This window comes from Pseudoalteromonas sp. NEC-BIFX-2020_002, assembly GCF_013002825.1.
In the GTDB taxonomy this organism is placed as follows: Bacteria; Pseudomonadota; Gammaproteobacteria; order Enterobacterales; family Alteromonadaceae; genus Pseudoalteromonas; species Pseudoalteromonas neustonica.
This window is the reverse complement of the sequence record NZ_JABEPJ010000005.1, coordinates 167,312-190,147: the sequence shown is the minus strand read 5'-3', so window position 1 is coordinate 190,147 and position 22,836 is coordinate 167,312. Positions and strand designations below refer to the sequence as shown.

At 38.4% G+C, this 22,836-nt stretch carries 16 protein-coding genes and 2 pseudogenes; 9 read left to right on the top strand and 9 right to left on the bottom strand.

Annotation, left to right across the window (positions count from 1 at the left end):
- Window positions 1–71 precede the first annotated feature (71 nt).
- Complete coding sequence (locus HJP15_RS08105) at window positions 72–1,574, top strand: tryptophan halogenase family protein (RefSeq protein ID WP_170173461.1); 1,503 nt, start codon at window positions 72–74, stop codon at window positions 1,572–1,574.
- A gap of 95 nt (window positions 1,575–1,669) precedes the next feature.
- Here the strand turns inward: HJP15_RS08105 and HJP15_RS08100 are convergent, their stop codons facing one another.
- Window positions 1,670–3,160 carry a tryptophan halogenase family protein gene (locus HJP15_RS08100; RefSeq protein WP_212760652.1) on the bottom strand — a complete coding sequence of 497 codons (1,491 nt, stop codon included), beginning with the start codon at window positions 3,158–3,160 and terminating at the stop codon, window positions 1,670–1,672.
- A gap of 511 nt (window positions 3,161–3,671) precedes the next feature.
- Here HJP15_RS08100 and HJP15_RS08095 point away from each other — a divergent pair.
- Window positions 3,672–4,376, top strand: coding sequence for a SapC family protein (locus HJP15_RS08095; RefSeq protein ID WP_054454186.1), 705 nt, complete (start codon window positions 3,672–3,674; stop codon window positions 4,374–4,376).
- Window positions 4,377–4,500: 124 nt separating this feature from the next.
- Window positions 4,501–5,547, top strand: coding sequence for an isoaspartyl peptidase/L-asparaginase family protein (locus HJP15_RS08090; protein WP_054454187.1), 1,047 nt, complete (start codon window positions 4,501–4,503; stop codon window positions 5,545–5,547).
- Window positions 5,548–5,580: 33 nt separating this feature from the next.
- On the opposite strand, the gene HJP15_RS08085 is transcribed toward HJP15_RS08090, so the two are convergent.
- From HJP15_RS08085 to dinG, 5 genes are all read right to left on the bottom strand, one after another.
- Complete coding sequence (locus HJP15_RS08085) at window positions 5,581–5,730, bottom strand: DUF2496 domain-containing protein (protein WP_082379041.1); 150 nt, start codon at window positions 5,728–5,730, stop codon at window positions 5,581–5,583.
- Entirely contained in the window at window positions 5,723–5,995 is a 273-nt protein-coding gene (locus HJP15_RS08080) for a late competence development ComFB family protein (protein WP_169327006.1), read from the bottom strand. Before HJP15_RS08080 ends, HJP15_RS08085 begins: the two co-directional genes overlap by 8 nt.
- Window positions 5,996–6,222: 227 nt before the next feature.
- Window positions 6,223–6,843, bottom strand: coding sequence for a primosomal replication protein (locus tag HJP15_RS08075; RefSeq protein ID WP_170173457.1), 621 nt, complete (start codon window positions 6,841–6,843; stop codon window positions 6,223–6,225).
- Window positions 6,844–7,620, bottom strand: coding sequence for a TSUP family transporter (locus HJP15_RS08070; protein WP_054454191.1), 777 nt, complete (start codon window positions 7,618–7,620; stop codon window positions 6,844–6,846).
- Window positions 7,620–9,695 (bottom strand): ATP-dependent DNA helicase DinG, encoded by a 2,076-nt coding sequence (dinG, locus tag HJP15_RS08065; protein WP_054205460.1) that lies wholly within the window; start codon window positions 9,693–9,695, stop codon window positions 7,620–7,622. The genes HJP15_RS08070 and dinG overlap by 1 nt, the downstream gene beginning before the upstream one ends.
- Before the next feature lie 18 nt (window positions 9,696–9,713).
- Between dinG and HJP15_RS08060 the strand changes: the two genes are divergently transcribed.
- From HJP15_RS08060 to HJP15_RS08045, 4 genes are all read left to right on the top strand, one after another.
- Window positions 9,714–12,131, top strand: a complete 2,418-nt coding sequence (locus HJP15_RS08060; protein ID WP_502706974.1) for a DNA polymerase II — start codon at window positions 9,714–9,716, stop codon at window positions 12,129–12,131.
- Window positions 12,132–12,405: 274 nt separating this feature from the next.
- Window positions 12,406–15,288, top strand: coding sequence for a TonB-dependent receptor domain-containing protein (locus tag HJP15_RS08055; RefSeq protein ID WP_170173456.1), 2,883 nt, complete (start codon window positions 12,406–12,408; stop codon window positions 15,286–15,288).
- A gap of 1,165 nt (window positions 15,289–16,453) precedes the next feature.
- Window positions 16,454–19,369 (top strand): TonB-dependent receptor domain-containing protein, encoded by a 2,916-nt coding sequence (locus HJP15_RS08050; protein WP_170173454.1) that lies wholly within the window; start codon window positions 16,454–16,456, stop codon window positions 19,367–19,369.
- Between the two features lie 142 nt (window positions 19,370–19,511).
- The gene (locus HJP15_RS08045) at window positions 19,512–19,757 is read left to right on the top strand and encodes a hypothetical protein (protein WP_170173451.1); all 246 of its coding nucleotides are present in this window, start codon (window positions 19,512–19,514) and stop codon (window positions 19,755–19,757) included.
- 234 nt (window positions 19,758–19,991) lie between these two features.
- Here HJP15_RS08045 and tnpC read toward each other — a convergent pair whose 3' ends face one another.
- Entirely contained in the window at window positions 19,992–20,750 is a 759-nt protein-coding gene (tnpC, locus tag HJP15_RS08040; protein ID WP_349304615.1) for an IS66 family transposase, read from the bottom strand.
- Between the two features lie 92 nt (window positions 20,751–20,842).
- Here tnpC and tnpA point away from each other — a divergent pair.
- A pseudogene (gene tnpA / locus HJP15_RS21880) lies at window positions 20,843–21,226 on the top strand (IS200/IS605 family transposase).
- 56 nt (window positions 21,227–21,282) lie between these two features.
- Here tnpA and HJP15_RS08030 read toward each other — a convergent pair.
- Window positions 21,283–21,483: an IS66 family transposase gene (locus HJP15_RS08030; protein ID WP_170173450.1), complete on the bottom strand. Its 201-nt coding sequence runs from the start codon at window positions 21,481–21,483 to the stop codon at window positions 21,283–21,285.
- A 6-nt stretch (window positions 21,484–21,489) separates the two neighbouring features.
- Window positions 21,490–21,963, bottom strand: coding sequence for an IS66 family transposase zinc-finger binding domain-containing protein (locus tag HJP15_RS08025; protein WP_170173448.1), 474 nt, complete (start codon window positions 21,961–21,963; stop codon window positions 21,490–21,492).
- Between the two features lie 265 nt (window positions 21,964–22,228).
- Here HJP15_RS08025 and HJP15_RS08020 point away from each other — a divergent pair.
- A pseudogene (locus HJP15_RS08020) lies at window positions 22,229–22,593 on the top strand (ISAs1 family transposase); the annotation flags it as partial.
- Window positions 22,594–22,836: the final 243 nt, after the last annotated feature.

Here is a 22,836-nt window from a genome sequence, read left to right as displayed (position 1 = left end):
TTAAATATAGCCAGTCCTTAGTGACTGGCTTTTTACTTTCTAAATAGATAATTGTCATAGTTGGAAATACGATGAATGCAGCTCCAAATCATATTTTAATTGTGGGTGGTGGGACCGCCGGTTGGATGGCAGCGAATTTATTTGCTCATCAGTGGAAAAGTAAGGGGATCAAAGTGTCGCTTATTGAATCTGATGTAATAGGAACTGTCGGAGTAGGGGAAGGTTCAACCCCTTTTCTCAAGGATTTCTTTGAAAAGTTAGGAATACCAGAATCGCAGTGGATGAAAGAGGCTAATGCTACATATAAGTGTGGAATTAGCTTTCCTGGTTGGTCTACACATACCGGTTTTGATAGCTATATTCACCCATTCTATTCAACGGTAGATAGCCCCGATGTTCCAATTTTTTTTGAGCAAGCGGACATCAGACGCCGTTCTCAACAAGCTCAAGCACATCCAGATCATTATTTCGTTACTTCAAAGTTAATTAAAAATTCACTTTCTCCCATATTAAAACAAGACAAAAAAAATAAACTAGACTATGGATATCATTTTGATGCTGAATTGTTAGGGCGCTTTTTAGCAAAGAATGCGGTTGCGATAGGTGTCGCGCATATAAAAGACAAAGTAACAAGTATAAATCTTAACCCCGCGGGTAATATTGAAAGTGTAACGACTGTTGATTCAGGTGTTATCAATGCAGATATATTTATTGATTGCTCAGGTTTTCGAGGCATGTTAATTCAAGGTGCACTTGGGGAGAAACTAATATCCTACGAATGCTACCTACCAAATGATAGTGCTGTTGCTATTCAGACGCCATTAGAGGATATGCAGGAAATCCCTTCAGAGACGGTTTCAGCCGCTCTAAAGTATGGCTGGGCCTGGAAAATACCATTGATGAATCGCTTTGGAAATGGCTATGTGTATAGTTCAAAATATATTACACCTGAGCAGGCTGAAGCAGAATTAAAGCAACATTTAGGAATCAGTAAAGACGATAAAGTAAAAAGTCTTCACTTAAAATGGACCCCAGGAAGAATTTCAAATCATTGGAAAAAAAATTGCTTAGCGTTAGGGTTATCACAAGGTTTTTTAGAGCCGTTAGAGGCACCAATGCTTAATATTATCCAGCAGACTTGCGAAAGTTTTATCGCTTGCTTGGAGGCTAGTAATTTTAGTGATCACTATATGCCTGCTTTTAATACCAGCATCAACCAATTGATAGATGGTACACGAGATTATCTACAGGGCCATTATAAGCTTAATAGTCGAACAGATACACAATATTGGATAGATGTAAGAGAAAATCAGATTATATCTAATGAACTCAGTGAAATATTGAAAGGTTGGTATGATGGACGTGATTTTAATCAAGTTCTGAGAGAAAACTTAAAAGCAAATCCTTATCAAAAAACATCGTGGTACTGTATGCTTGCTGGTTTGGGTTATTTTAAAAGCTTTGATCAAATAAGTGATGAATTACCAGAATCGGATCTAAAAGAGAATCTAAAATTAGAAGCTCAGTTCTATACTCATGCTGAGCAATTAAGACGGGTTTCAGGCCTAGGGTAGCTAAATAAAAATGCTAAACATAGAACAATAACATTTTGCTAGAACAGCAGCTCGAGAGCTTTAATCTACGAGCTGCAACGATATGAATAATTAACTTATTTGTTATAAAGAGTATTTAGCTGTTCTTTGTTTTTTAAAAAATATAATTCGACTATAGATTTACAATACTCACTAGCGTTTTGGGCATTACTTTCATAATCAGCTTTTGTTACCTCAGGAAATCGCCCCATACCAGCTAAAATACAATACCATGAAGGCTTTAAGTAAACTAATTGGGATTTATTTTTTGCTAGTGTGTCTTCAAAATTTAGCTCACTATCCCAGGCGTTAAGTATTGTGGCTAAGCTCGGTGTTTCATTTATATTTTCTCTGCAATGGCGCCAATATGGTGTGTCTGAACGGGTGTTTAACTTATAGTGAGCTAAAATATAATCTCGTACACCGTCAAAAGTCGTATTTATTTCAGTATTAAAGGTATTAATATTTTCAATACTAGGAGTCGTATTCTGGCTGTTAACTTGGATGAATTTTTCGATCGTTAATTGTATTAGCATTAATGCAGTTGCTTCTAAAGGTTCAATAAAACCTTGTGAAAGACCAACGGCTAAACAATTCCCACGCCAATGCTCATCTAACCTTCCAACTCTCATTTTAAGGTGCTTTGCTTTAATAGTAGTATCAGTTAAGCCTAGTTCTTCTCTTAATTCAGCTTCAGCATCTTCAGGCGTTATAAATTGACTACTATATACGTAGCCATTCCCCCAACGGTTAGCTAATGGGATTTGCCATGACCAGCCATACTTTAAAGCTTTTGAAATTGTTAGTGGGGGAGCATATTCATCGCTATTAAGAGGGGTTTGAATAGCAACTGCTGAATCATTGAGTAACGTATCAGCATAACTGACAAAATGGCGATTTTGGGTTTTATTAACTAGCAGTGCAGCAAATCCAGAGCAGTCAATAAAAAAATCGCCAGTAATCTGCTTGCCGCAGTCTGTTGTGATTGATGAAATATCACCGTTATCTTTTTTATTAACTTCAGTTATATTTGAAATTATGTGGTTAATATTTTTTTCTTGTGCTTTTCTTTTTAGGAATAAGCCTAGCTTTACAGAATCAAAATGATAACCATAATCAACATCGAAAGGCACTTTTTCTTTAACAATTGGTGAGTAATTTAATGATGCTAAATGCGCAGCAACAAAATAATGGTTAGGGTGTGCATTTGCATTATGTTGTAATCTTCGTTTATTACAATTATTAAAGAAGAATTTAGCGGGTTTTAGATCAAATTGAGAAAAGAAAGGGTGAAAATAGTTTTCATAACCTTTTACTGTAGACCAATTAACAAAATTTATACCTGCTTTATACGTTGCATTACACGCTGGCATCCACTCTGATTCAGGAATATCTAATGCTCTGAAGTATTCCTTTAAGTAGGGTGTAGAGCCTTCACCAACGCCAATTGTACCGATAGTTTCTGATTCAACTAGCGTAATATCAAGGTTTTTATTTAATTGACTTAATAAGCTATTTGCAGCCATCCAACCTGCACTACCACCGCCAACTATAATTATTTTAGCCACTTTAGGGTCCATGCTTGCCTGCCAACTTATGGTTTATAATATGTAATATTGACGTTTAGATTACCTAGCGATGGCAGCGCTGTCAATTTTTGTATGGAGTAGCTGTAGTAACTGATTTTTATTTTCATGAACACTTGGTTGCACGAATATTAGGCGGTATAAAATAAACACAGCGTGTTAAATCTATACTATTTACGCCCAATTAAGCTGACTATATTGGATGTTGTTTTTAAGCGTAAATCAGCATCGCTGTAAATAGGGAGATGGGGCTTACCCCTTTTGCTGGAGAAAACGATTATGATAGGTTCGACTAGAATACTTTTTAGCAATGCTAATTATGGCCTCACTATTTGAATTCAAGTACTAAAAAGTTTGATTTTTAAGCATTGCTAACAAATAGGGTTAAATGTTGCAAATTGCCACAAAATTTTCACTTCCTTTTTGCCGTCAAAACCTTTAGCCTTAGGTACTAACAGCAAAAAAATTAATTTATATATAACGGAGCAGTAACATGGCGGAGCAACAAGTACAGCCTTTACACAATGAAAAACATGCCAACACTAAAATTCAAAACGGCATTAACGTAGAATTTTTAAAAACTCAACACTTAGTGCCTGTAGTTGCACATGAGTTTGCACGAGTTGCGAATGAATTCCCAATGTCTTTCGTTAAAAATAACGAGACAGGTCAATTTCAGGCCGTAGCTATGTTTGGTTTAGAGCCAGGCGAAAATCTTTTTGTACAAGATGGTAAGTGGACTGCAGCGTTTGCACCTATGGCAACAACACGCTACCCACTGGGTCTAGTTAAACACCCTGAAGAAGATCAATACGGTATCGTTATTGATGAAGCTAGCCCTTTAGTGGGTGATGCTGAAGGTAATGCATTATTTGAAAACGGCGAAGAAACTGATTACTTAAAACGTCGTAAAGAAGCGCTAGTATCATTTATTGAGTTTTCTCACGTAACTGAAGCATTCACTAAATACCTTGCGGATAAAGAGCTTTTAGTAGCACAAACACTAACAGTTGATATTAAAGGCGAGAAAAAAGACATCAACGGTATTTACCTGATTGATGAGAAAAAACTGAATGAGTTAAGTGATGAAGCTTTCTTAGAGCTTCGTAAACGTGGTTATTTAGCACCAATTTACTCATTTTTAACGTCTACTCACCAAGTAGCACGTTTAGCTCGTTTGAAAGCGCAACAAGCGTAATTTCACCGAAACTGAGAAAAAGCGCCTTTAGGCGCTTTTTTTGTGCCTTTTATCTAGTTAAGGTTGTAATTCATCGCCAATTTATTCACATTATAATTACTTATTTTAAATGTTACTGGCCAGTATGAAACTACCTCTCTTAAATGCTTTTATTAGTGTGGCAGCCATTGCTTTAAGCACTCACTCCATTAGTACAATTGCGAACACATCAACTCCATTTGCTATCGCTATTCATGGCGGCGCAGGCACAATTGAAAAAAGTCGTTTTACCCCAGAGCAAGAAAAGGCCTATCGAGCCAAACTACAAGAAGCGGTAGAAACAGGCTATAAGGTGCTTGAGCTGGGCGGTGAAAGCCTAGATGCGGTGACGGCAGCAATTAATGTGTTAGAAAACTCACCTTACTTTAATGCTGGGCGCGGTGCTGTTTATACATATGACGGTAGCCATGAACTTGATGCTTCTATTATGGATGGGCGGGGCCGTCAAGCGGGCGCTGTAGCGGGTGTAAAGCACATTGAAAACCCAATAAACCTAGCGCGTTTGGTGATGGAAAAGTCAGTTCATGTAATGCTTAGTGGTCAAGGTGCTGAAGAATTCGCGAAAGAACACGGTATTCCGTTGGTAGAGAATAACTTATTTGATACAGAGAACCGTTATAAGGCATTGCTAAAAGCAAAAGAAAAGTTAGATAAAGCCAAAGTAACGAGTAAAAATTATCAAGCCGCACATCATGCGTTACCTGTGAACTATAAAATGGGCACTGTTGGTGCAGTCGCACTTGATAAAAAGGGTAATTTAGCTGCAGGTACATCAACAGGCGGTATGACTGCTAAGCGTTTTGGTCGTATAGGAGATTCGCCAGTGATTGGTGCTGGTACTTTCGCTGAAAATGAGTCGTGTGCAGTATCTGCAACTGGGCATGGAGAGTATTTTATTCGCTACAATGTAGCTGCTGATATTTGTGCTCGGGTTAAATATCAAAATAAAACGATTGATCAAGCGGGTGATGAAGTAATTAATGATGTGTTAAAACCAATAGGTGGCACGGGGGGAGTGATCATCGTTGATACTAAAGGTAATATTAGTTTACCTTTTAATACAAGTGGTATGTACCGCGCTAGTAAATCAAACACCCAACCTACGTATGTTGCTATATTTAAAGGGGAGTAGGGCTAAGGAGGTGTTAGCCAGCTTAATGCTGGCTTATTGAATTAGTTTTTTTTCGTAGTCGTTTTTTATGATCTCAAGGGCTTTTAGTACATCTTCAGTTGCTACATTGTGCTCTTCTAGTAGCATGATTAAGTCGACTGCTAATTTTACATGTACAGGTGCTTGGGTTAACTCTTTACTCATGCAGACTCTTTTTTTTTGCTATTTGTTCAATGGCAACGTTAATTGCAATGGCTACGCGTTCTTCCATTTGTATACGTTCGGCTTGCGGTAGATAAAACGCCATATCTACATCATAACGAATATATCGAGGTGGAAGCTGGTTTAGTACAGTGCAGCAAAAGTCGGCCATAACATCTTCGTTATACTGCTTATCGAGCTCGCGTTTGATTATTTCCTCTATAACTACCTTTTCATAAAAGTTATGAATATCGTCATGTAATCGCACTAGTGTTGCTCCAGATTTATATTTCAGCTACTTCAGTTTATACCACGCGACAGGATAAATCGACAAACGCTATATTATTAAGAGGGCTAAGGAACGGGTGCTAGGTCATGTTGACCTTTCGTGATTGATTTTGCAGCAGTCTATTTGGTATGTAGGCAAGGCGGCGCCTATGGTGTGTGTTGCTTCTCCTAGATTGAACAAATTTCAATCTACAAAGGCAACACGCTCTAGCGTAGTTGCTGTTTCTCTACGATTTGAATTTTTTCTTCGGTGGCTGATATGGCTTTGCGACAACGACCAAGGCGCGCGTGCAGAGCCAGTATCTCCAAGTTTATGGCTTTGGCTTTTACAGGGCCCATATTTTGCATTCGCAGCTTACACTCTTCGACCATCAGTACTAAGCGGCGCTCGAATTCGTGATTTTGTTTAAGCTCGTCGTATAACTCATGGGCAGGCTGCATAATTTGCTTTACAGCTTGCTGATAAGGTGGCGATTTACTCACAGGCTTATTGCGGGGCTTATACGTGCTTTTGTTTTCTTTTTCCCAAATAGGCGTAGATTTAATGACATTAAATACTGCTTGTACCTGATTGCCAATACGCTCTAACGCATAATTGTGGGCATGGCGGCGCTCCAATGGCGGAAGGCTATTTACTTCATCTTCAATTTCCAGCACGTAATCAACTAATTTCATGCTTTTTGTAGTGAAAACACCCCGATCAAATAGGCTTGGTTGTGCCTGCATATACCTATTTTTAGCGAATAACTTAGCTTTATCAAATTGTTCAGCATGTTGCTTTAATGTTGTTACTTGCTGGCAAAGTTTATCAAAAGAGTCTGCACGCATTTATAAATACGCCTCATAAATTAGTTTTAGCGCTAGGATTATCACAACGGTATTAAATACCGGGCGAATAAATTTACTGCCAAAGCGTATGGCTGAATGAGCACCTATCCATGCACCTAACATTAAAAAGAAGCCCATGGTGATGCCCAATAAAAAGTTAACATGGCCAAGTGCTATAAAAGTAATGAGGGAGACAAAATTTGATACAAAATTCATTGAACGCGCTAAACCACAATTCAGCAGCAAGCTCATTTTATAGAGTAAGCTATTAGATGCTGTCCAAAAAGTCCCCGCTCCAGGACCGGCTAATCCATCAAAAAAACCTAAGCTTAGGCCTTGTAGCCATTGTTTGATTTTAGTCGCTCTATTTAGTGGCGGTAATTGGTTGTGTTCTACTGTGCTTAAACTACCAAATAGGCTGTAACAGGCTACCATAATTATCACAACAGGAAGTAACTTGTTTAAAAATTCAATACTGAGGTAATCAACAATCAGCGTACCAAGTAATGCACCGATAGCAGTTGCAACAATAGATGCGGCCCAAAATCGAGGGTTAAATAGTTGCTTCCGAAAATAAGTGACACTGGCGGTCAGTGAGCCAAAACTGGCAGCGAGTTTATTGGTGCCCAATGTTAAATGCGGAGGCAGGCCTGCGGTTAATAGTGCGGGTACAGTTAGCATACCGCCGCCGCCGGCAATTGCGTCTATAAAACCGGCGGCCAGAGCCACGGCGCAAAGGAGTGCCCAGGTTGTTGGGTCAAGTGCAAGTTCAAACATTAATAATCAATTTGTCTTTTAAAGGGTGGTAGTGTATCAAGCATGGCTTTACCGTAGCGCTTGGTCACTAAACGGCGATCGAGGATGGTGATCCGTCCCTGATCGTTCTCTTTACGCAGCAGTCTACCACAGCTTTGTACTAATTTCTTGGCTGCATCAGGCACGGTAATCGATAAAAATGGGTTCCCTCCTTTGCTTTGTACAAATTCAGCTTGTGCTTCTTCAATCGGGGAGGTGGGTACGGCGAATGGAATTTTAGTGATCACTAAATTCTCAAGGTATTTACCCGGCAAGTCGAGCCCTTCAGATAAGCTTTGCGTGCCAAACAAAATACTGCCTTTACCTGCGTCGATATTTTTAGTGTGTTGCTTTAATAGCGCTTCGCGCGACATTTCACCTTGGACTAAAATATCAAGATTTTTAGTGCGTAACTCTTTGACTACGTGATCCATTTGCCAATAAGACGCAAACAATACTAAGTTAGCTTGTTGTTTATTTAAATGATTGGGTAATACCTTAGCTAAATGATCACTAAACTCTTTATGAGTTGGCTCTATACTTGAGGTTGGAATATGTAACGTGGCTTGATTAGGGTAATCAAAAGGCGAAGGCACTTTTAAATATTTTACGCCTTCTTCTTTAGTTAATCCTGTTTCATAGGCAAAGTGATCAAATGATCCAAGCGCTGTCAGTGTCGCTGAGCATAAAACAGCGCCAGCGCATTGTCTCCATAATTTATCTTTTAAATAGTAGCCAACTTCAATGGGGCAGTCGCTTAATAAATGATCGTGATGGTTTTTGTACTCTAAGCGCTTTATCCAACGGGCATGCGGCGTGCTTTCACCTTTAGTGGCGTAGCTGTACCATAGTTTATTGAGTTGCTCTAAGCGATTTATGTAATGGCCGCTTTCACCTATAATAGGATCGGCAACATAAGGTTTGATATCGCCATCACTGACATCTTGCACCAGGGTGTCGTGCATTTTATTTAAACAACGAAGGGCATCGAGCGTAGCTTCACTGATATCTTTGGCTTTAGTGTGTAATGACTCAGGAATTTCACCATGCTCAAAGCGGTATGTATCGTCTTTTGAATAGTTAAAATCGGCATTATCTAAAATATCACGCACGACTTTTAAGTCTTTATTGGCATCATTTATACTGTCGCACAGTTTAAAGTTTTGGCCAATGGCTTTTTGTCCCACGAGCACTTTGGCCATTTTACCACTGAACTTGGTGAGTTTATCAAGCCAGTCAATGGTGCCTTTAATTGTTGCAGCGGCAGATGAAAAATCGCGAGTAATGTGTGCAAGGTGATGCGCTTCATCTATAACATAAATCGAACTATCAGGCTCAGGTAAAATTTTACCGCCCCCTAAATCTAGATCAGCCAATAGTAATGAATGATTAATTACTAACACATCCATTTGCATTAAGCGCTGGCGGGCGAGTTGAAATGGACAGGTTTGGTGCGCTTTCATTTGCCGTTGGCATGCATGTTTATCACAGGCAATTAATCCCCAAACGCGGTCGGGAATAGTATCAGCCCAGCTATCTCGATCGCCTTGCCACTTTTTCTTGGTGTAAGCATCGTATAATTGTTGCAAGCATCTAGTTTCCATTGCGCTCAGTGGCGAAGCAAGGGTTGGCATAAACTCCATTTGTGTTTGATTATCACCATTTATGGCGTTATGTAGTTTATGCGCACATATATAGCGCTGACGACCTTTCACTAAATCAAATTTAAAATCTAAGCCTGAATGCTTTTTAAAAAATGGCAGCTCTTTACTTATTAGCTGCTCTTGTAGTGCAACGGTGGCGGTAGAAATAATTAATTTCTTTTTTTGTGCAAGCGCCAGTGGTAATGCCCCTAAACAATACGCGAGGGATTTACCGGTACCCGTGCCGGCTTCAATAACACAAATGCGCTGTTTTTTGTGGTATTCACCCGCCAGTGTTTTGGCTATTTCGGCGACTAAATAATTTTGACTGCTTCGAGGGCGATAATCACTGAGGTTATCAGCCACATGCTTATGAATTTTTCTTATCGTCGTTTTTAATGCATCAGAAAGCATGGGGGAATAACCTAAAGTATGTATATAATTACAGTGCTGTATATTAATTGGGATCGAACATTGACACAAGCAATCTATCAAGGCTTTATACTTTCAAGGCAGCAATATGCTGCAGACAAGTATAGTCGCCATTGCGGGATCACACTGTGCTATTGGCTAAGCTCTGATCACGGACCGATAAAAGTGTTAGTACCAAATCAACACGCTGTATTTTTTATTCCTAGAAAGCAACACGCTTTAGCACAGCACTTGCTATTAAAACAAAATATAAGCGCCGAGTTTAAAGATGTTTCCATCAAACATTTCAGTGGTGAAGAATGCATAGCCTGTTATTTTTCAAGCTCACACGCGCTATATGAAGCAAAACAGCTGTTTGAAAGCCACACTTTAGATGAACACATCACAGTATATGAAGGCGATGTGCGCCACAGCGATCGCTTTTTAATGGAGCGTTTTATTCGTGGTGGAGTATGGGTTACCGGAGATGTGACTCAGCAAGCCGGTTTTATTCAAATTGATAACGCACAACTAAAAGCAGCTGATTCTTATACTCCACAGTTTAAAACGCTGTCACTGGATATTGAATGCAGTGGTGAAGGTGTATTGTTTTCAGTTGGCTTAGTGGGTCAGGGCATTGATTGCGTGATTATGGTTGGCGAGCCACAACACAGTGAACAAACAATTTGTTGGTGCCATGATGAAATCGATTTATTAAATCAGTTAAAAAGCCTGATACAGCAAGTTGACCCTGATATTATTATTGGCTGGAATGTCATTGAGTTTGATTTTAATGTACTCAATAGGCGCGCGGATGCTCTTGGTGTTAAATTGTTGTTTGGTCGAGGTAATGGACAACTACAGATCAGAAAAGGGCATTTTACCCGCTTAACCTTGCCCGGTCGCTGCGTTATAGATGGTATTGATACTTTAAAAAATGCCACCTACCATTTTGATAGTTTTTCGTTAGCAAATGTAAGCCACAAAATACTGGGCGAAAAAAAATTAATTCAAAGCGATAACCGCCTGAGTGAAATTATTCGTCAATACAATGAAGATAAACTCTCACTCGCAGCCTATAACCGACAAGACTGCGTGCTCGTTAATCGTATCTTTGAAAAGTTAAAGCTTATTGAATTTGCTATTGTACGTACGCAACTAACAGGGCTTGAATTGGAGCGAATGGGCGGCTCTGTCGCTGCGTTTACTAATTTATATTTACCTTTATTACATCGCAGTGGGTACGTTGCACCGAACTTAGGTGATCATGGCTTATCGTTTGAAAGCCCTGGCGGGTTTGTAATGGAATCAATCCCTGGGCTTTATAAAAATGTGATTGTGCTTGATTTTAAAAGTCTGTATCCATCTATTATGCAAACCTTCTGTATTGACCCTCTGGGGTTAATTCGTGGTTTAGATGATCCTGATAACGCAATCGCGGGGTTTGAGGGGGCGTTATTTTCCCGCACAGAACACCATTTGCCAAACCTAATTAAAAAGTTAGCATCCTCAAGGCAACACGCAAAAAACACAGATCAACCCATGCTGTCACAAGCGATTAAAATTATCATGAACAGTTTATACGGTGTGCTAGGCTCCAAAGGTTGCCGGTTTTATGATCCACGCTTATCCAGCTCCATTACTTTGCGCGGTCATGAAATTATGCAAACTACCAGGCAATGGATTGAAGAGCTTGGTTACACGGTTATTTATGGCGATACGGATTCAACGTTTGTGAGTTTACCCGATGAACTTGATCCACAGGGTTGTAAAGCAATCGGCAAGCAACTCGCTATAACAATTAATGAAAAGTGGCAACATACTATAAAACAACGCTTTGCTACGCAAAGTTATTTGGAAATAGAGTTTGAAACACTTTATAGCCCATTTTTTATGCCAACCATACGTGGTAAAACCACCGGTTCAAAAAAACGCTATGTTGGTCAAGTACAAACAGGCGACGAAAAAAAACTGGTGTTTAAAGGTATGGAAACCGTGCGCAGTGATTGGACACAATTAGCACATGAGTTCCAAACTGAGCTTTTTGAAACGTTATTCAGCGACACTTTTAACGTTGCAATGTTACACCCTATTATTGAAAGCTACATTAGCCGGTTATATGCCGGAGAATTTGACGATAAACTCGTATACAGGAAAAAACTCGGTCAGCATTTGGCTGATTACCAAAAAAACATCCCCCCCCAAGTACAAGCCGTTAAAAAGCACCAAGCAACTCACCCAGAGTTTGAGATAAGTAAAGGTCAAATAGTTGAATATGTATATACAACGTCAGGTGCTCAATTATATCTCGTTGACCATAAGTTTGATTATGCAATCTACGTAGAAAAGCAGATCAAACCAATTGCTCAAATGATATTAACTCCCCTTAATCAAGACTTCATTAGTTTAAAAAAAGCGCAATTAAGCCTTGGCTTATAATTTCACATATAGGGATTATTTGTTTTTTACGGTAACAAAATAAGAACATTTAGTTTGAGTTGGCTTGTTTATAGTCCCTAAAATAACATCATTTGTCCCCTTTATGTGTATTATCAGCCTTTTTTTGATGTTTTAGTTTAAATAAAAGTAAACAGATGTTGGCAGTGTTCGTTTTTTTGTTTAGTATCTTTGTGTGTTCGAAACCTAAATGTTTCGATAGTTCACAAAAACGAAACAAAAATAACCACAAGATAGTGGTCCCAGGGAGAATCAAATGTTAAATAATAAAATTTCAAAAGCTGTTCGCTTAGCGATTGCTTTTGGTGCTGCATCAACAGCAGTGTTTTCTGCAAGCTCAATTGCAGAAGAAAAAAAAGACGGTGTCGAGAAAGTTGAAAGAATTGAGATAACAGGTTCTCGTTTACGTCGTACTGACCTTGAGGGAGTTGCACCGATTACAACAATATCAGGAGAATCCCTCGGTGATATGGGTATTAGCAACGTTGGTGAGTTCGTTCAATCTAATCCAGTAATGTCTGGTTCACCAGCTACGACAAACACCAACAATGGTGGTAATGGTGGTGTTTTTGTTGAACTGCGTGGTTTAGGTTCGTCTCGTACTCTAGTACTTATAAATGGTCGTAAGCCAGTCTCAAGCGATTTCCAAAACATCCCATCAGCGATGATTGAAAGAATTGAAATTCTTAAAGATGGCGCTTCTGTAACTTACGGTTCATCAGCAATGGCTGGTGTAGTAAACGTTATTACTAAAAAAGAATTTACTGGTGTTGAAATTAAAGCAAGTACCTCGTGGTATGATATGTTCAGCGCAGGTAAACAAGAAAACTTTGAAATTGTAGCTGGTAAAGAGTTTGATGGTGGTCACATCACTGTTGGTTTTGATTACACAAAACAAGACCCTATTTATCAAGGTGATGTTAAGGAAGTAGATTTTTTTCAATATCCTTGGCAAGTAGGTTCTGGTGCTCAAGCTAAAAGTTTCTATGAAAATGGCTTGATAACACCGCTTGATGATCCAGATAACGCTAACGTTATAGTTCTTGGCTCAGGTTCTGTTCCTTGTGGTAATTTTTATTTGGCAAGCAAGCCTGGTACTAGTTTCACAAATGGAGGCTGCCCAACGGGTGGTGATGGTAAACCAGCTCTTGGGGATATGCGTGAATTTGTAGGTGGTGGTGCAAACAACGATACTTATAATTATGCTCCAGTTAACCTTATGCAAACACCTTATGAGGTAGTTAACTTTTTTGTAGACACTTCATTTGAAATTTTTGATGACGTAACATTATATACTGAAACAAGAATAAATAAACGTGAATCAAAACAGGAGCTTGCGGCAGTTCCGTATGACACGCGTTTTGATCCAGCTTATTTGGTTAAAGATCCCGGTGGGAATCTTGTAAACGGTGTTTCTAAAGATAACTTTTATAACCCATTTGGAGAAGATGTATTACGTTCACGTCGCCGTATGCTTGAGGGTGGACGTTCATTTGAACAAGACTATGTTCGTTTCCAAAATGTGATAGGCGTTCGTGGTGATATTAATGATTCATGGACATATGATGTATATTACAATTATGGTGCAAATAGTTTAAACGATACTGATTTTGGTCAATTATATGGACCAAACTTAGCAAACGCCATGGGTCCTTCATTCAAAAATGCCGATGGCGATATAGTATGTGGCACAGAAGAAAACCCAATACCTGGTTGTGTTTCTCTTAATGTGTTTGGCGGGCCTGGAACTGTAACACAAGAGATGCTGGATTATGTGACGGCTCCATTGGGGGATTCATACAATGATTCCTTCCACCAAATACGAGGTGACGTTGCTGGTGAGCTATTCGAATTACCTGCTGGTTATGTTGGTGCAGCCTTCGGTTTAGAGTATTACCAAACAGAATTTGAACAAGTTAGTGACTCAGGTAAATTCTTTGATGCAGTTACAGGTAACACTGGTAAGCCATTAACTGGTTTAGGTCGTCATTATACTGCTGCAACCGCTGAATTTTTAATCCCTTTACTATCTGACACAGTTGTTGAAACTTTAGATTTAACAGTCGGTGGACGTTACGATGATTTCAGCACTACTGGAACAAGCTTTACTTGGAATGCAAAATTAGAGTCGCGTATTGTTGATGGATTCAAAGTGCGTGCAAATTATTCTGAGGTTTATAGAGAACCAACGTTAAGTAACTTATATTCACCGGCAGCTGATTCGTTTGAGTCAGCTTCAGATCCTTGTGGTTCAACAAACTGGAATGATCTTTCTGCTGCTGGTAAATCACTTTGTGTATCTCAAGGTGTTCAAGATGGTGGACACTCAGGTACTGATTCACAAATACGTACTCGTGTAGGTGGAAATACCGCTATTCAAGCTGAAAGTGGAGAAACGATAACAATAGGCTTTGTTTGGGCTCCTCATTTTGTAGATAACTTAGGTATCACAGTCGATTACTGGGATATTAGCATTGACGATAAAATTTCGTCTCTTGATACTACTGATATTCTTAATGGTTGTTTTACAGGTTTAATTGATTCACAATGCGCAAAAATAACTCGCGCATTTGATGGAACAATAGATCAAGTTGATAGCAGAACAACAAACTTAGCAGGTATGACAGCTAAAGGTATCGATGTAGATATTAACTATGGTTTTGATCTACCAGTGGGTTCTATTGGTTTGAACTTTGCGTGGACTCACTTCCTAGAACGCGGCGAAGAAAATTTTAATGCGGAAACTGCTACATTTATTCTGGAAGATTTAGCTGGTCGCTTCGAAAACGACACATCTTACTTTGAAGATAAAATACTTGTTAATGTAAATTACACTTTAGATAATCTTCGAGTTGTATATTCGGCTAATTATTTATCTAGCCTTGAATATAGTGACTTAACATACTTCAATGCAGCTGGTGAACTTGAAGGGTACAAAGCTCAAGTTGAATCAAAAGTATACCATGACTTATCTGGCCAATATACTTTTGATACAAATACATCAATCCAATTCGGTATTCGTAATATATCGAATGAGTTACCTCCATATATTGAAACGGCTTCTAATGGTAATACTGATGAAAGTAACTATAGACTTTATGGGCGTCAATTCTTTGCAGGTATTTCACAAAAATTCTAAGTATTTAACTTTTTAATAAATATAATACTTATTTAAAAAGCTTGGTCTTATGTTGAGGCCAAGCTTTTTTGTAATAAAAAGTAACTTACTTTTGGTGAGATCACCTCTACTATTACTTTTATATTAATGGTTTGCGAAATTAATTTGTTGGTAATAGATTAGGGCAAGATAACAAGGTTTACCTTGATCCAAAAGTCTGATTTATACTCCTTCTTTATGGAGCATATCAATGCATCTGATATCGTTACTTAAATATTTCGAATCAATGATCCTCATAAAGAAGGCAAAGTCACCCATAAATTATTTACTATTATACCATTCAATTGTTGCCGAGACTGGAAGGATATCGAAGATTTTGGCTATGTTATAAGCGGTATTGATATGGCGCAGTCCAATATGGTTTTCTTTTTGAGTGAAAGTCTGTATTAAGTTAACTTAGGGTTAAGTAATTACTATTAACGGGAAATGGTTATTAGGTATATTTAATCATCCGGCTAGGCGTAATGCTCCGTTGGTTAGAAGTCGAGTGGGATAGCAAGTAAAAGATAAGTAATAAAATTTATTCTATAAAATTTTTTATTGTTGGATGGCAAAATAAATTACATAAAAATAGTTGGGGCAGAAGCTAAATTTATATTCACTTTTACAACTTCGCCATGCTTTCATTGTGAGTCCAAGCAACTAGCTTTTTTTGAGTAAAACAGTTGTTTGGTTAACATCACTAACAAGAGGGTTCACGCGCTAAAAAGACACTAAGCGTAATTTGAGCCTTTTAGCATAAATTATCACTAGCCTTCTTATACATATCTTACTATGCTATGCCTCAAGTTCATTGAGTTAATTTTTTAGTCATTGATTTTTATTGTTTTTATTGTTTTTTATTCGCCCCCCCGTATATTTCGCTTTCGTTAACAGGAGCTCATAATTTATATCAATAAAAAGGGTGTAAGCAATACGTTGCAATAATCGTGTACTGTCTGCTTTTGTTTTTTTACTGTAAATTTTTTGATTTTAAAGTTAAATAACAGTTGACCATACACTGTCCCTGATATTAGTATCTCTTTCAGCAATTTCGGTACTTAGATATTATAAATAGTAATAAGTTCCTTTTTTGTTTGAATTTTATACTAATAATCATATGAAAAATATGACCAGGGAGAATCAAATGTTAAATAGTAAAGTTTCAAAGGCTGTTCGTATTGCGATCGCTTTTGGTGCTGCTTCAACAGCGGCATTTTCTGCAAGTTCGTTTGCAGCTGAAAATGAAGATAAACTAGAGCGAATTGAAGTTACCGGTTCTGCTATTAAAAGAACGGATATGGAAGGTGCTTTACCTGTTCAAGTAGTAGACAGAGCAACGATTGATCAGTCAGGTGCTACATCAGTGGCTGATCTAATACAAAGCTTGCCTTCAATGCAGGGTTTCACAACGCCTTCGGATTCCGTTGGCGGTGGCGGTGGCGGTATTGCAACTGCTTCACTCCGTGATTTAGGTGCTTCTTACACTTTAGTTTTGCTAAATGGTCGACGTTTAGCTCCTAGAGGTTCGGGTTCTACAATAGATCTTAATACAATACCTCTTGCAATGATTGAGCGTGTAGAAATCCTTACAGATGGCGCTTCTGCTATTTATGGTTCTGATGCAATTGCAGGTGTTGTTAACTTCATACTAAAAGATGAAGTAAATGAAACAACTATCGACGTAAACTATACAAGACCACAAGAGTCAGGTGGCTCTTCTTGGAATGCCAATATATCAACAGGCTTTGGTGATTATGATAAAGATGGATATAATTTCACTTTTGCATATAGTCATGACAGAAAAGAACAATTAGCAGCAGTAGATCGTGACTTTGCTAAAACAGGTATTTTATCATTTGACCATAATGGAACAGAGAAATACCTACTTGCAGCATCATCAAATGCAATACCAGGGAATGTACGAGTATTTCATAATAAAGTTGATCCTGTGACAGGTAATGTTGTTCTTGATGCGGATGGAAACCCTGAAGTAGAGAATGTATCTTTTAACCCATACTTTGAAAAAAACGGAAATTGCCCCGTTGATACTGCAAAAAACGGTGCTCACTGTTGGTATGACTTTACTAAGACACTTGAAATTTATCCAGAATCAGACAGAGATTCATTATTACTAACAGGTAATTTTGAATTAAATGATGATTTAAAACTATTTACTGAACTTACTCATACTAAATTTAACCAAACTATTCGTATCGCACCATATCCTACAGGTGAGTTTTTATTACCATTAGATAGCGATTTAGTTAAGGAGTATGTAAGCCCATACTTAACAGGCTTATCAGATGATGATGCAAGTTTAACCCCTGCTGAAGCAGCACAAGTTACACAAGTACGTGGCCGCTGGCGTGCGCTTCCTGGTGGTAACCGTACGAGCGAATGGGAATCTAAAGCTACACACGCGGTTGTAGGAGTAGAAGGTACTCTTTTTGATACAGTCGATTTTGATACATCTTTGACTTACTCAAAAAATACAGCTGAAGAGAATTACTTAACAGGTTATCCTCTTGCAGATGAGTTCCTTGGACAGCTAAGTAGCGGTAATATTGATATTTTTGCGTTGCCTAATGATGTTACACCTGAGATGACAAGCGCACTTGCTGGTACTATGTATAATGGACCAATGAGCAAATCAACAACTGAAATGCTTGCGTTTAGTTTCAAAGGTTCAATGCCTGTGTTTGAATTACCAGCAGGTGAAGTTTATGCAGCGTTCGGTTTAGATTACCGAGAAACTGATTATACTTCTGAATCTTCAGAAACTAACAGAGCTGCAAAGATTTTGTTTACTAATCCAAGCACAGACTATGGCTTCGATCGTAACAATATCGGTTTGTTTACAGAACTTGCGATCCCAGTTATTGAAGATTTAGAAGTGTCAGTAGCAGTGCGTTATGATGAAATAGGTGAAACAAACGGATATGCAAAACGCTTTGAAATTGGTGGTGCTGAAAATCCTGAAAACTTACCGTCAGGTAAAATATCTGGAAAAATGGATGATGTAACTTATAAAGTTGGCTTTAGATATCAAGCAACAGATAATGTACTTCTTCGTGGTAGTATTGGCACAGGCTTTAAAGCTCCAGCTATGTTAAGCTTAGGTCGTCCAAAAGTGAACTTCGGTGTTACTGGTGGCGCTTATGATTGTAAACTGGCTGAATCAAATCACCCATTAGCAAAACTTTGTTTAGATGGCTCAAATCAATATGCTAAGTTCGTTGCAGGTAATGCAAATCTTAAACCAGAAACCTCAGAACAAATGACGCTTGGTTTTGTATATTCACCATCAACAGAATTTGGTTTTACTTTTGATTACTGGGAAGTAAACATTGAAGATCAAGTATCTAGCTTAAGTGATGCCCAAATATTTGATGATCCTGTTAAATATGCGGATTTATTTACTACACGTTACAATCCTTCTACTCAGGCTGACGAGTTAGCTATTTTAAGTTCGTCTGTTAATGTTGGTAAATCAGATAATAGCGGTATTGATTACTCAGTAAATGTTTTAAATGAACTTTCTTTTGGTTCATTAGCGACTAAACTACATGGTACATATTTCATAGAATCTAGATATACAAGCCCAGGTACAGATGGCTCAAATCCATCTGATTGGTTGACTCAAATGGGGCGATTTGGAACTAATGAGGGTGTAACATTTAGAAATGTACTAACATTATCAAATACACTGACTCATGGTGATTTTAACCATACTCTTAACTATAAGTTTAGAAGTGGATACCAAGATGAAATCCAAAATCAAGGGACTGCATGTACTGTACGTGTTGGTAAGCCAACAGATGCTGTAGTATGTTCTGATGAAGTCATTAGGCGTGTACCTAGTTACTCTACCGCAGATTACCAAGTAAATTATTTAGGTTTCGAGAATGCTCGAATTACCTTTGGTATTAATAACGTATTAGATAAACAGCCTCCTCTTTCACTTCGCCGTTCAGGCGCAGGACATCAAGTAGGCTATGATCCACGTTACACTGATGTTTTTGGTCGTACATTCTATCTTAGTGGCCAATATAGCTTCTAATTTATACGTTTGTAATTAAAATAGAGTAACCTAAATTATAGTTTAGGTTACTCGCTTAGACGTCAGAAATTATTATTCTAGATTTGAAGTTTTACAGAATTTCTAAGCTTTAAATGTTAGTAAATGAAAGGAATTTAATTGTATGTATAAGGCAATTGCATTAATAGTAGGCACTTTTTTTGTAGGCGGATGTACATCCGTTAATGATGATCAAGTTGCAAGTAATGATGAATTACATTGTGAATATCGTACTAAAGTTGGGTCAAGTATTAAAAAGAAAATATGTATGACTACTCAACAGAAAAAGCAAGATGATTTAAATAATGAGAATGCTAAGCAAGCACTTAGAAATACACGTAATGGAAGTTTAGGTACGGAAATTAACTGATAACCATAGTTTATTTTTCAATGAACGCAGATCGTGTTACTTCCTATTTTAAAACGGCAAATATCATTATTTTTATCAATGAATTGCCGCTTACAATTTACTATTAGTAACTCATGTACACAGTGTATCCTTTGTTTACACTGTGCATTTCGAAGTATCACCCAACCAAAGGTAACAGCCTCGGCTAGCGCATTTTTATACCTAATTCTAGCAGGGTTAAACGTAAGCGTACGGCTAACGACACCTAGCTTTTTTAATGTTCCAAGGTAACTGCGGCTCTAGGTTCTCTGGCTGCTCAGCAAGGTGCTGCAAGCACGTTGAGATGTAGTCATGCACTACAAGATCATTTGCCTTTGCGGTTTCAACAAGGCTATAGAGTATGGCGCTGGCATGCGCGCCATTGCAGGTATTTGAGAACAGCCAGTTTTTCCGCCCTATTACGAACGGTTTTATGGCTCGCTCTGCTCGGTTATTATCAATACTGAGCCTGCCATCATCGAGGTAACGCCTGAATTTCTCAAACTGATTTATCGCATAGGTAATTGCTTTACCTAGCGCCATTTGGGGAGGGATTTTATCTTTGTGTTTGAGTAACCATTGATACAATTCATCAACGATTGGTTTGGCTTTTTGCTGCCTAACGGTGAATTTTTCACTGACCGATTTACCTTTGATGGCTTGCTCAATACCATAGAGTTTGCGAATAAGGTTAAGTGCTACATCCGCTTTAACGGTTTTTTTATTATTACCTTTGGCCTCGATGAACTTACGGCGTATATGGGCTAGACATGCAACCAGTGTTGCCTTCGTTTGCTCGTATGCTTTGTAGCCGTCAACGTGCATGTAGCCTTGATAACTGTCAAGAAAATCAACTACACAGTGGGCCGCGCGACTATTATGATAATCAAACAAGACAATATTAGTGCCTTTACCCGGCTTATCATCGCCACAACAATACAGCCACATATAGCTGGTCGCTTTCTCTGCGTTAATAACGTTTAACAGAGCGTAGCGAAAGTCTCGGGGGCTTGCCCCCGTGCTGGATAGTACAGACTGGGCTTGTCCCAGTCTGTACTATTGAACACATGGAACTTCAAAGAAATACGCATCACGTTTTTAGGATCATGTACCATTTTTTGTGGATACCTAAATATCGACATAAAGTGTTCTCAGAGCCTTATAGAACTGAGATGAAAGCAATTATTCAAAAGATTGGTTACGACTATGACATTGATATAATTGAGTAAGAAATACCAGGAGATCATATTCATATGGTAGTTCGAAGTGAACCGAAAATGTCACCTAGTAAAATAATGGAGATAGTAAAGAGTATTTTGGCGAGAGAATTTTTTCGACTTTATCCAGATGTAAAGAGGCGATACTTTTGGGGTGGTAAGCTGTGGACTCAGAGTTATTTTGTCGAAACGATAGGAAATGCAAACGAAGATACGATCAGAGCGTATGTGTAAAATCAGTTAACCGAATTAGACAATAAAGAAAAACACGGGGCTCAGTTAGCGCTCCTTTAAACTCGGTCGCTTGCGGCCGATTCTTTAATCGAGGTCTCATCGCCATGAATAATCGCTTGAGATAACAAGATTTCTTTTAGGCTCTGATAGAGCGGTGACAACAATTCAGCACAGCGTAGCATCCAGCTCGACATGGCTTGCCTGCTCAACCCAATACCGATATCAGAAAATAACGTTTCTTGGCGATAAAGCGGCAAGCCAAACTAGTATTTACACATGATTATTTGGCTCAGTAAACTGGGCGTAGCGATACTTTTTGGAATAGGTGTTGCTGGCATTTTTGCCGCTTTCACTACACTTTCAATGCCTTCTCGCTCACAATGGCGGTATGTATATTTCGGGCGAATGGTTTTGATAACCTTGATATACGCTGGCACAAATTCGAGTGTTTCACTGCTGCTTTCACCCATTTTATGTAAAAGGCTTTGACAGCAATCACACATTTTGTCACTCTCATCAAGGTCAACAACGACCTCAACTCGTGGCAACTGAGCCGGCAGTGGCCGGCGTTTCGGTTTGGCTTTTTCAGTCTTTATTGAGGGCGATGTAGCCAAGAGCGCTTTATCATGTTCATCAAGAATGTCTTCTACTTCATTGAAGCGCTCGCCAGCACCCGGCATCTTTTCAGATTTCTTCGCGTACTCTTTGGCAAGTTTCGCGTTATAAGCTTGAAGCAATTCGTGAATTTGCTTATTTTTTCAGCTAAATTTTCATCCATGTACTGTTGCAACTTAAGCACCATGCGCTTGACAATGTTCACTGGGTGTTGTGTCATCTGTTGTTCCGCCCCCCTAATTTGAATTAAATACGCTCATTAAATAGGCGCTTATTTTTTTTGTAAATAAAAGCTTGACGCAGATCCTTAGGTTTGATTTATTGCTCTCTTTTGAGAGCCTAATTTTATGCCTGTTCCTTCTTCTAAAATACTTGACCATTACACTTGAAATAAAAGAGAATTCGCCGTCAATTAAGACGTTCTTTGCGATACAAAGAGAAAGGAAAAAGGAGTTAGAATAAGTATAGACACTCATTTTTACCTGACATCAGTCACAGATAGCGCGCTAATTAGTAAAGCAATTAGGCACCATTGGTTGATAGAAAACCAACAACACTGGATATTGGATGTCGTGTTTAAAGAAGATGCATCTCAAATTCACGATCCGTTAAGTGCACAACATATGGCGTTATTTCGTCGAGTGGTTAGGAACATGGTAAAACAGCATACGAAAAATAAGAGCTCAATAAGAAGCAAGTGCGTAAGAGCGTGTTATGACGATGCTTTTAGAGAAGAATTGTTGTTTGGTTAACATCATTAATAAAGTGTGCTCGCGCCCTGGAATAAGGACATAAGGAATATAAAGTGATGAAATTTATAGTATTAGATCATAAATTATAAATGTTTACAAAGTATGATCCTGCCCTGGGTGTTTAGACAATTGTCTGTAATTACAAAGAAATACATGATTGAACGCCTTTATGATCTCAATTATGTATATCTAAATAAATTATTATTTCATTTAAATAAGATTTGAGTGCTAGGATTGTTAAAG

Coding starts and splice junctions, on each gene's coding strand:
- HJP15_RS08105 (WP_170173461.1), top strand. CDS start 72: ATGAATGCAGCTCCAAATCATATTTTAATTGTGGGTGGTGGGACCGCC.
- HJP15_RS08095 (WP_054454186.1), top strand. CDS start 3,672: ATGGCGGAGCAACAAGTACAGCCTTTACACAATGAAAAACATGCCAAC.
- HJP15_RS08090 (WP_054454187.1), top strand. CDS start 4,501: ATGAAACTACCTCTCTTAAATGCTTTTATTAGTGTGGCAGCCATTGCT.
- HJP15_RS08085 (WP_082379041.1), bottom strand. CDS start 5,730: ATGAGTAAAGAGTTAACCCAAGCACCTGTACATGTAAAATTAGCAGTC.
- HJP15_RS08075 (WP_170173457.1), bottom strand. CDS start 6,843: ATGCGTGCAGACTCTTTTGATAAACTTTGCCAGCAAGTAACAACATTA.
- HJP15_RS08070 (WP_054454191.1), bottom strand. CDS start 7,620: ATGTTTGAACTTGCACTTGACCCAACAACCTGGGCACTCCTTTGCGCC.
- dinG (WP_054205460.1), bottom strand. CDS start 9,695: ATGCTTTCTGATGCATTAAAAACGACGATAAGAAAAATTCATAAGCAT.
- HJP15_RS08060 (WP_502706974.1), top strand. CDS start 9,714: ATGTATATAATTACAGTGCTGTATATTAATTGGGATCGAACATTGACA.
- HJP15_RS08055 (WP_170173456.1), top strand. CDS start 12,406: ATGTTAAATAATAAAATTTCAAAAGCTGTTCGCTTAGCGATTGCTTTT.
- HJP15_RS08050 (WP_170173454.1), top strand. CDS start 16,454: ATGTTAAATAGTAAAGTTTCAAAGGCTGTTCGTATTGCGATCGCTTTT.
- HJP15_RS08045 (WP_170173451.1), top strand. CDS start 19,512: ATGTATAAGGCAATTGCATTAATAGTAGGCACTTTTTTTGTAGGCGGA.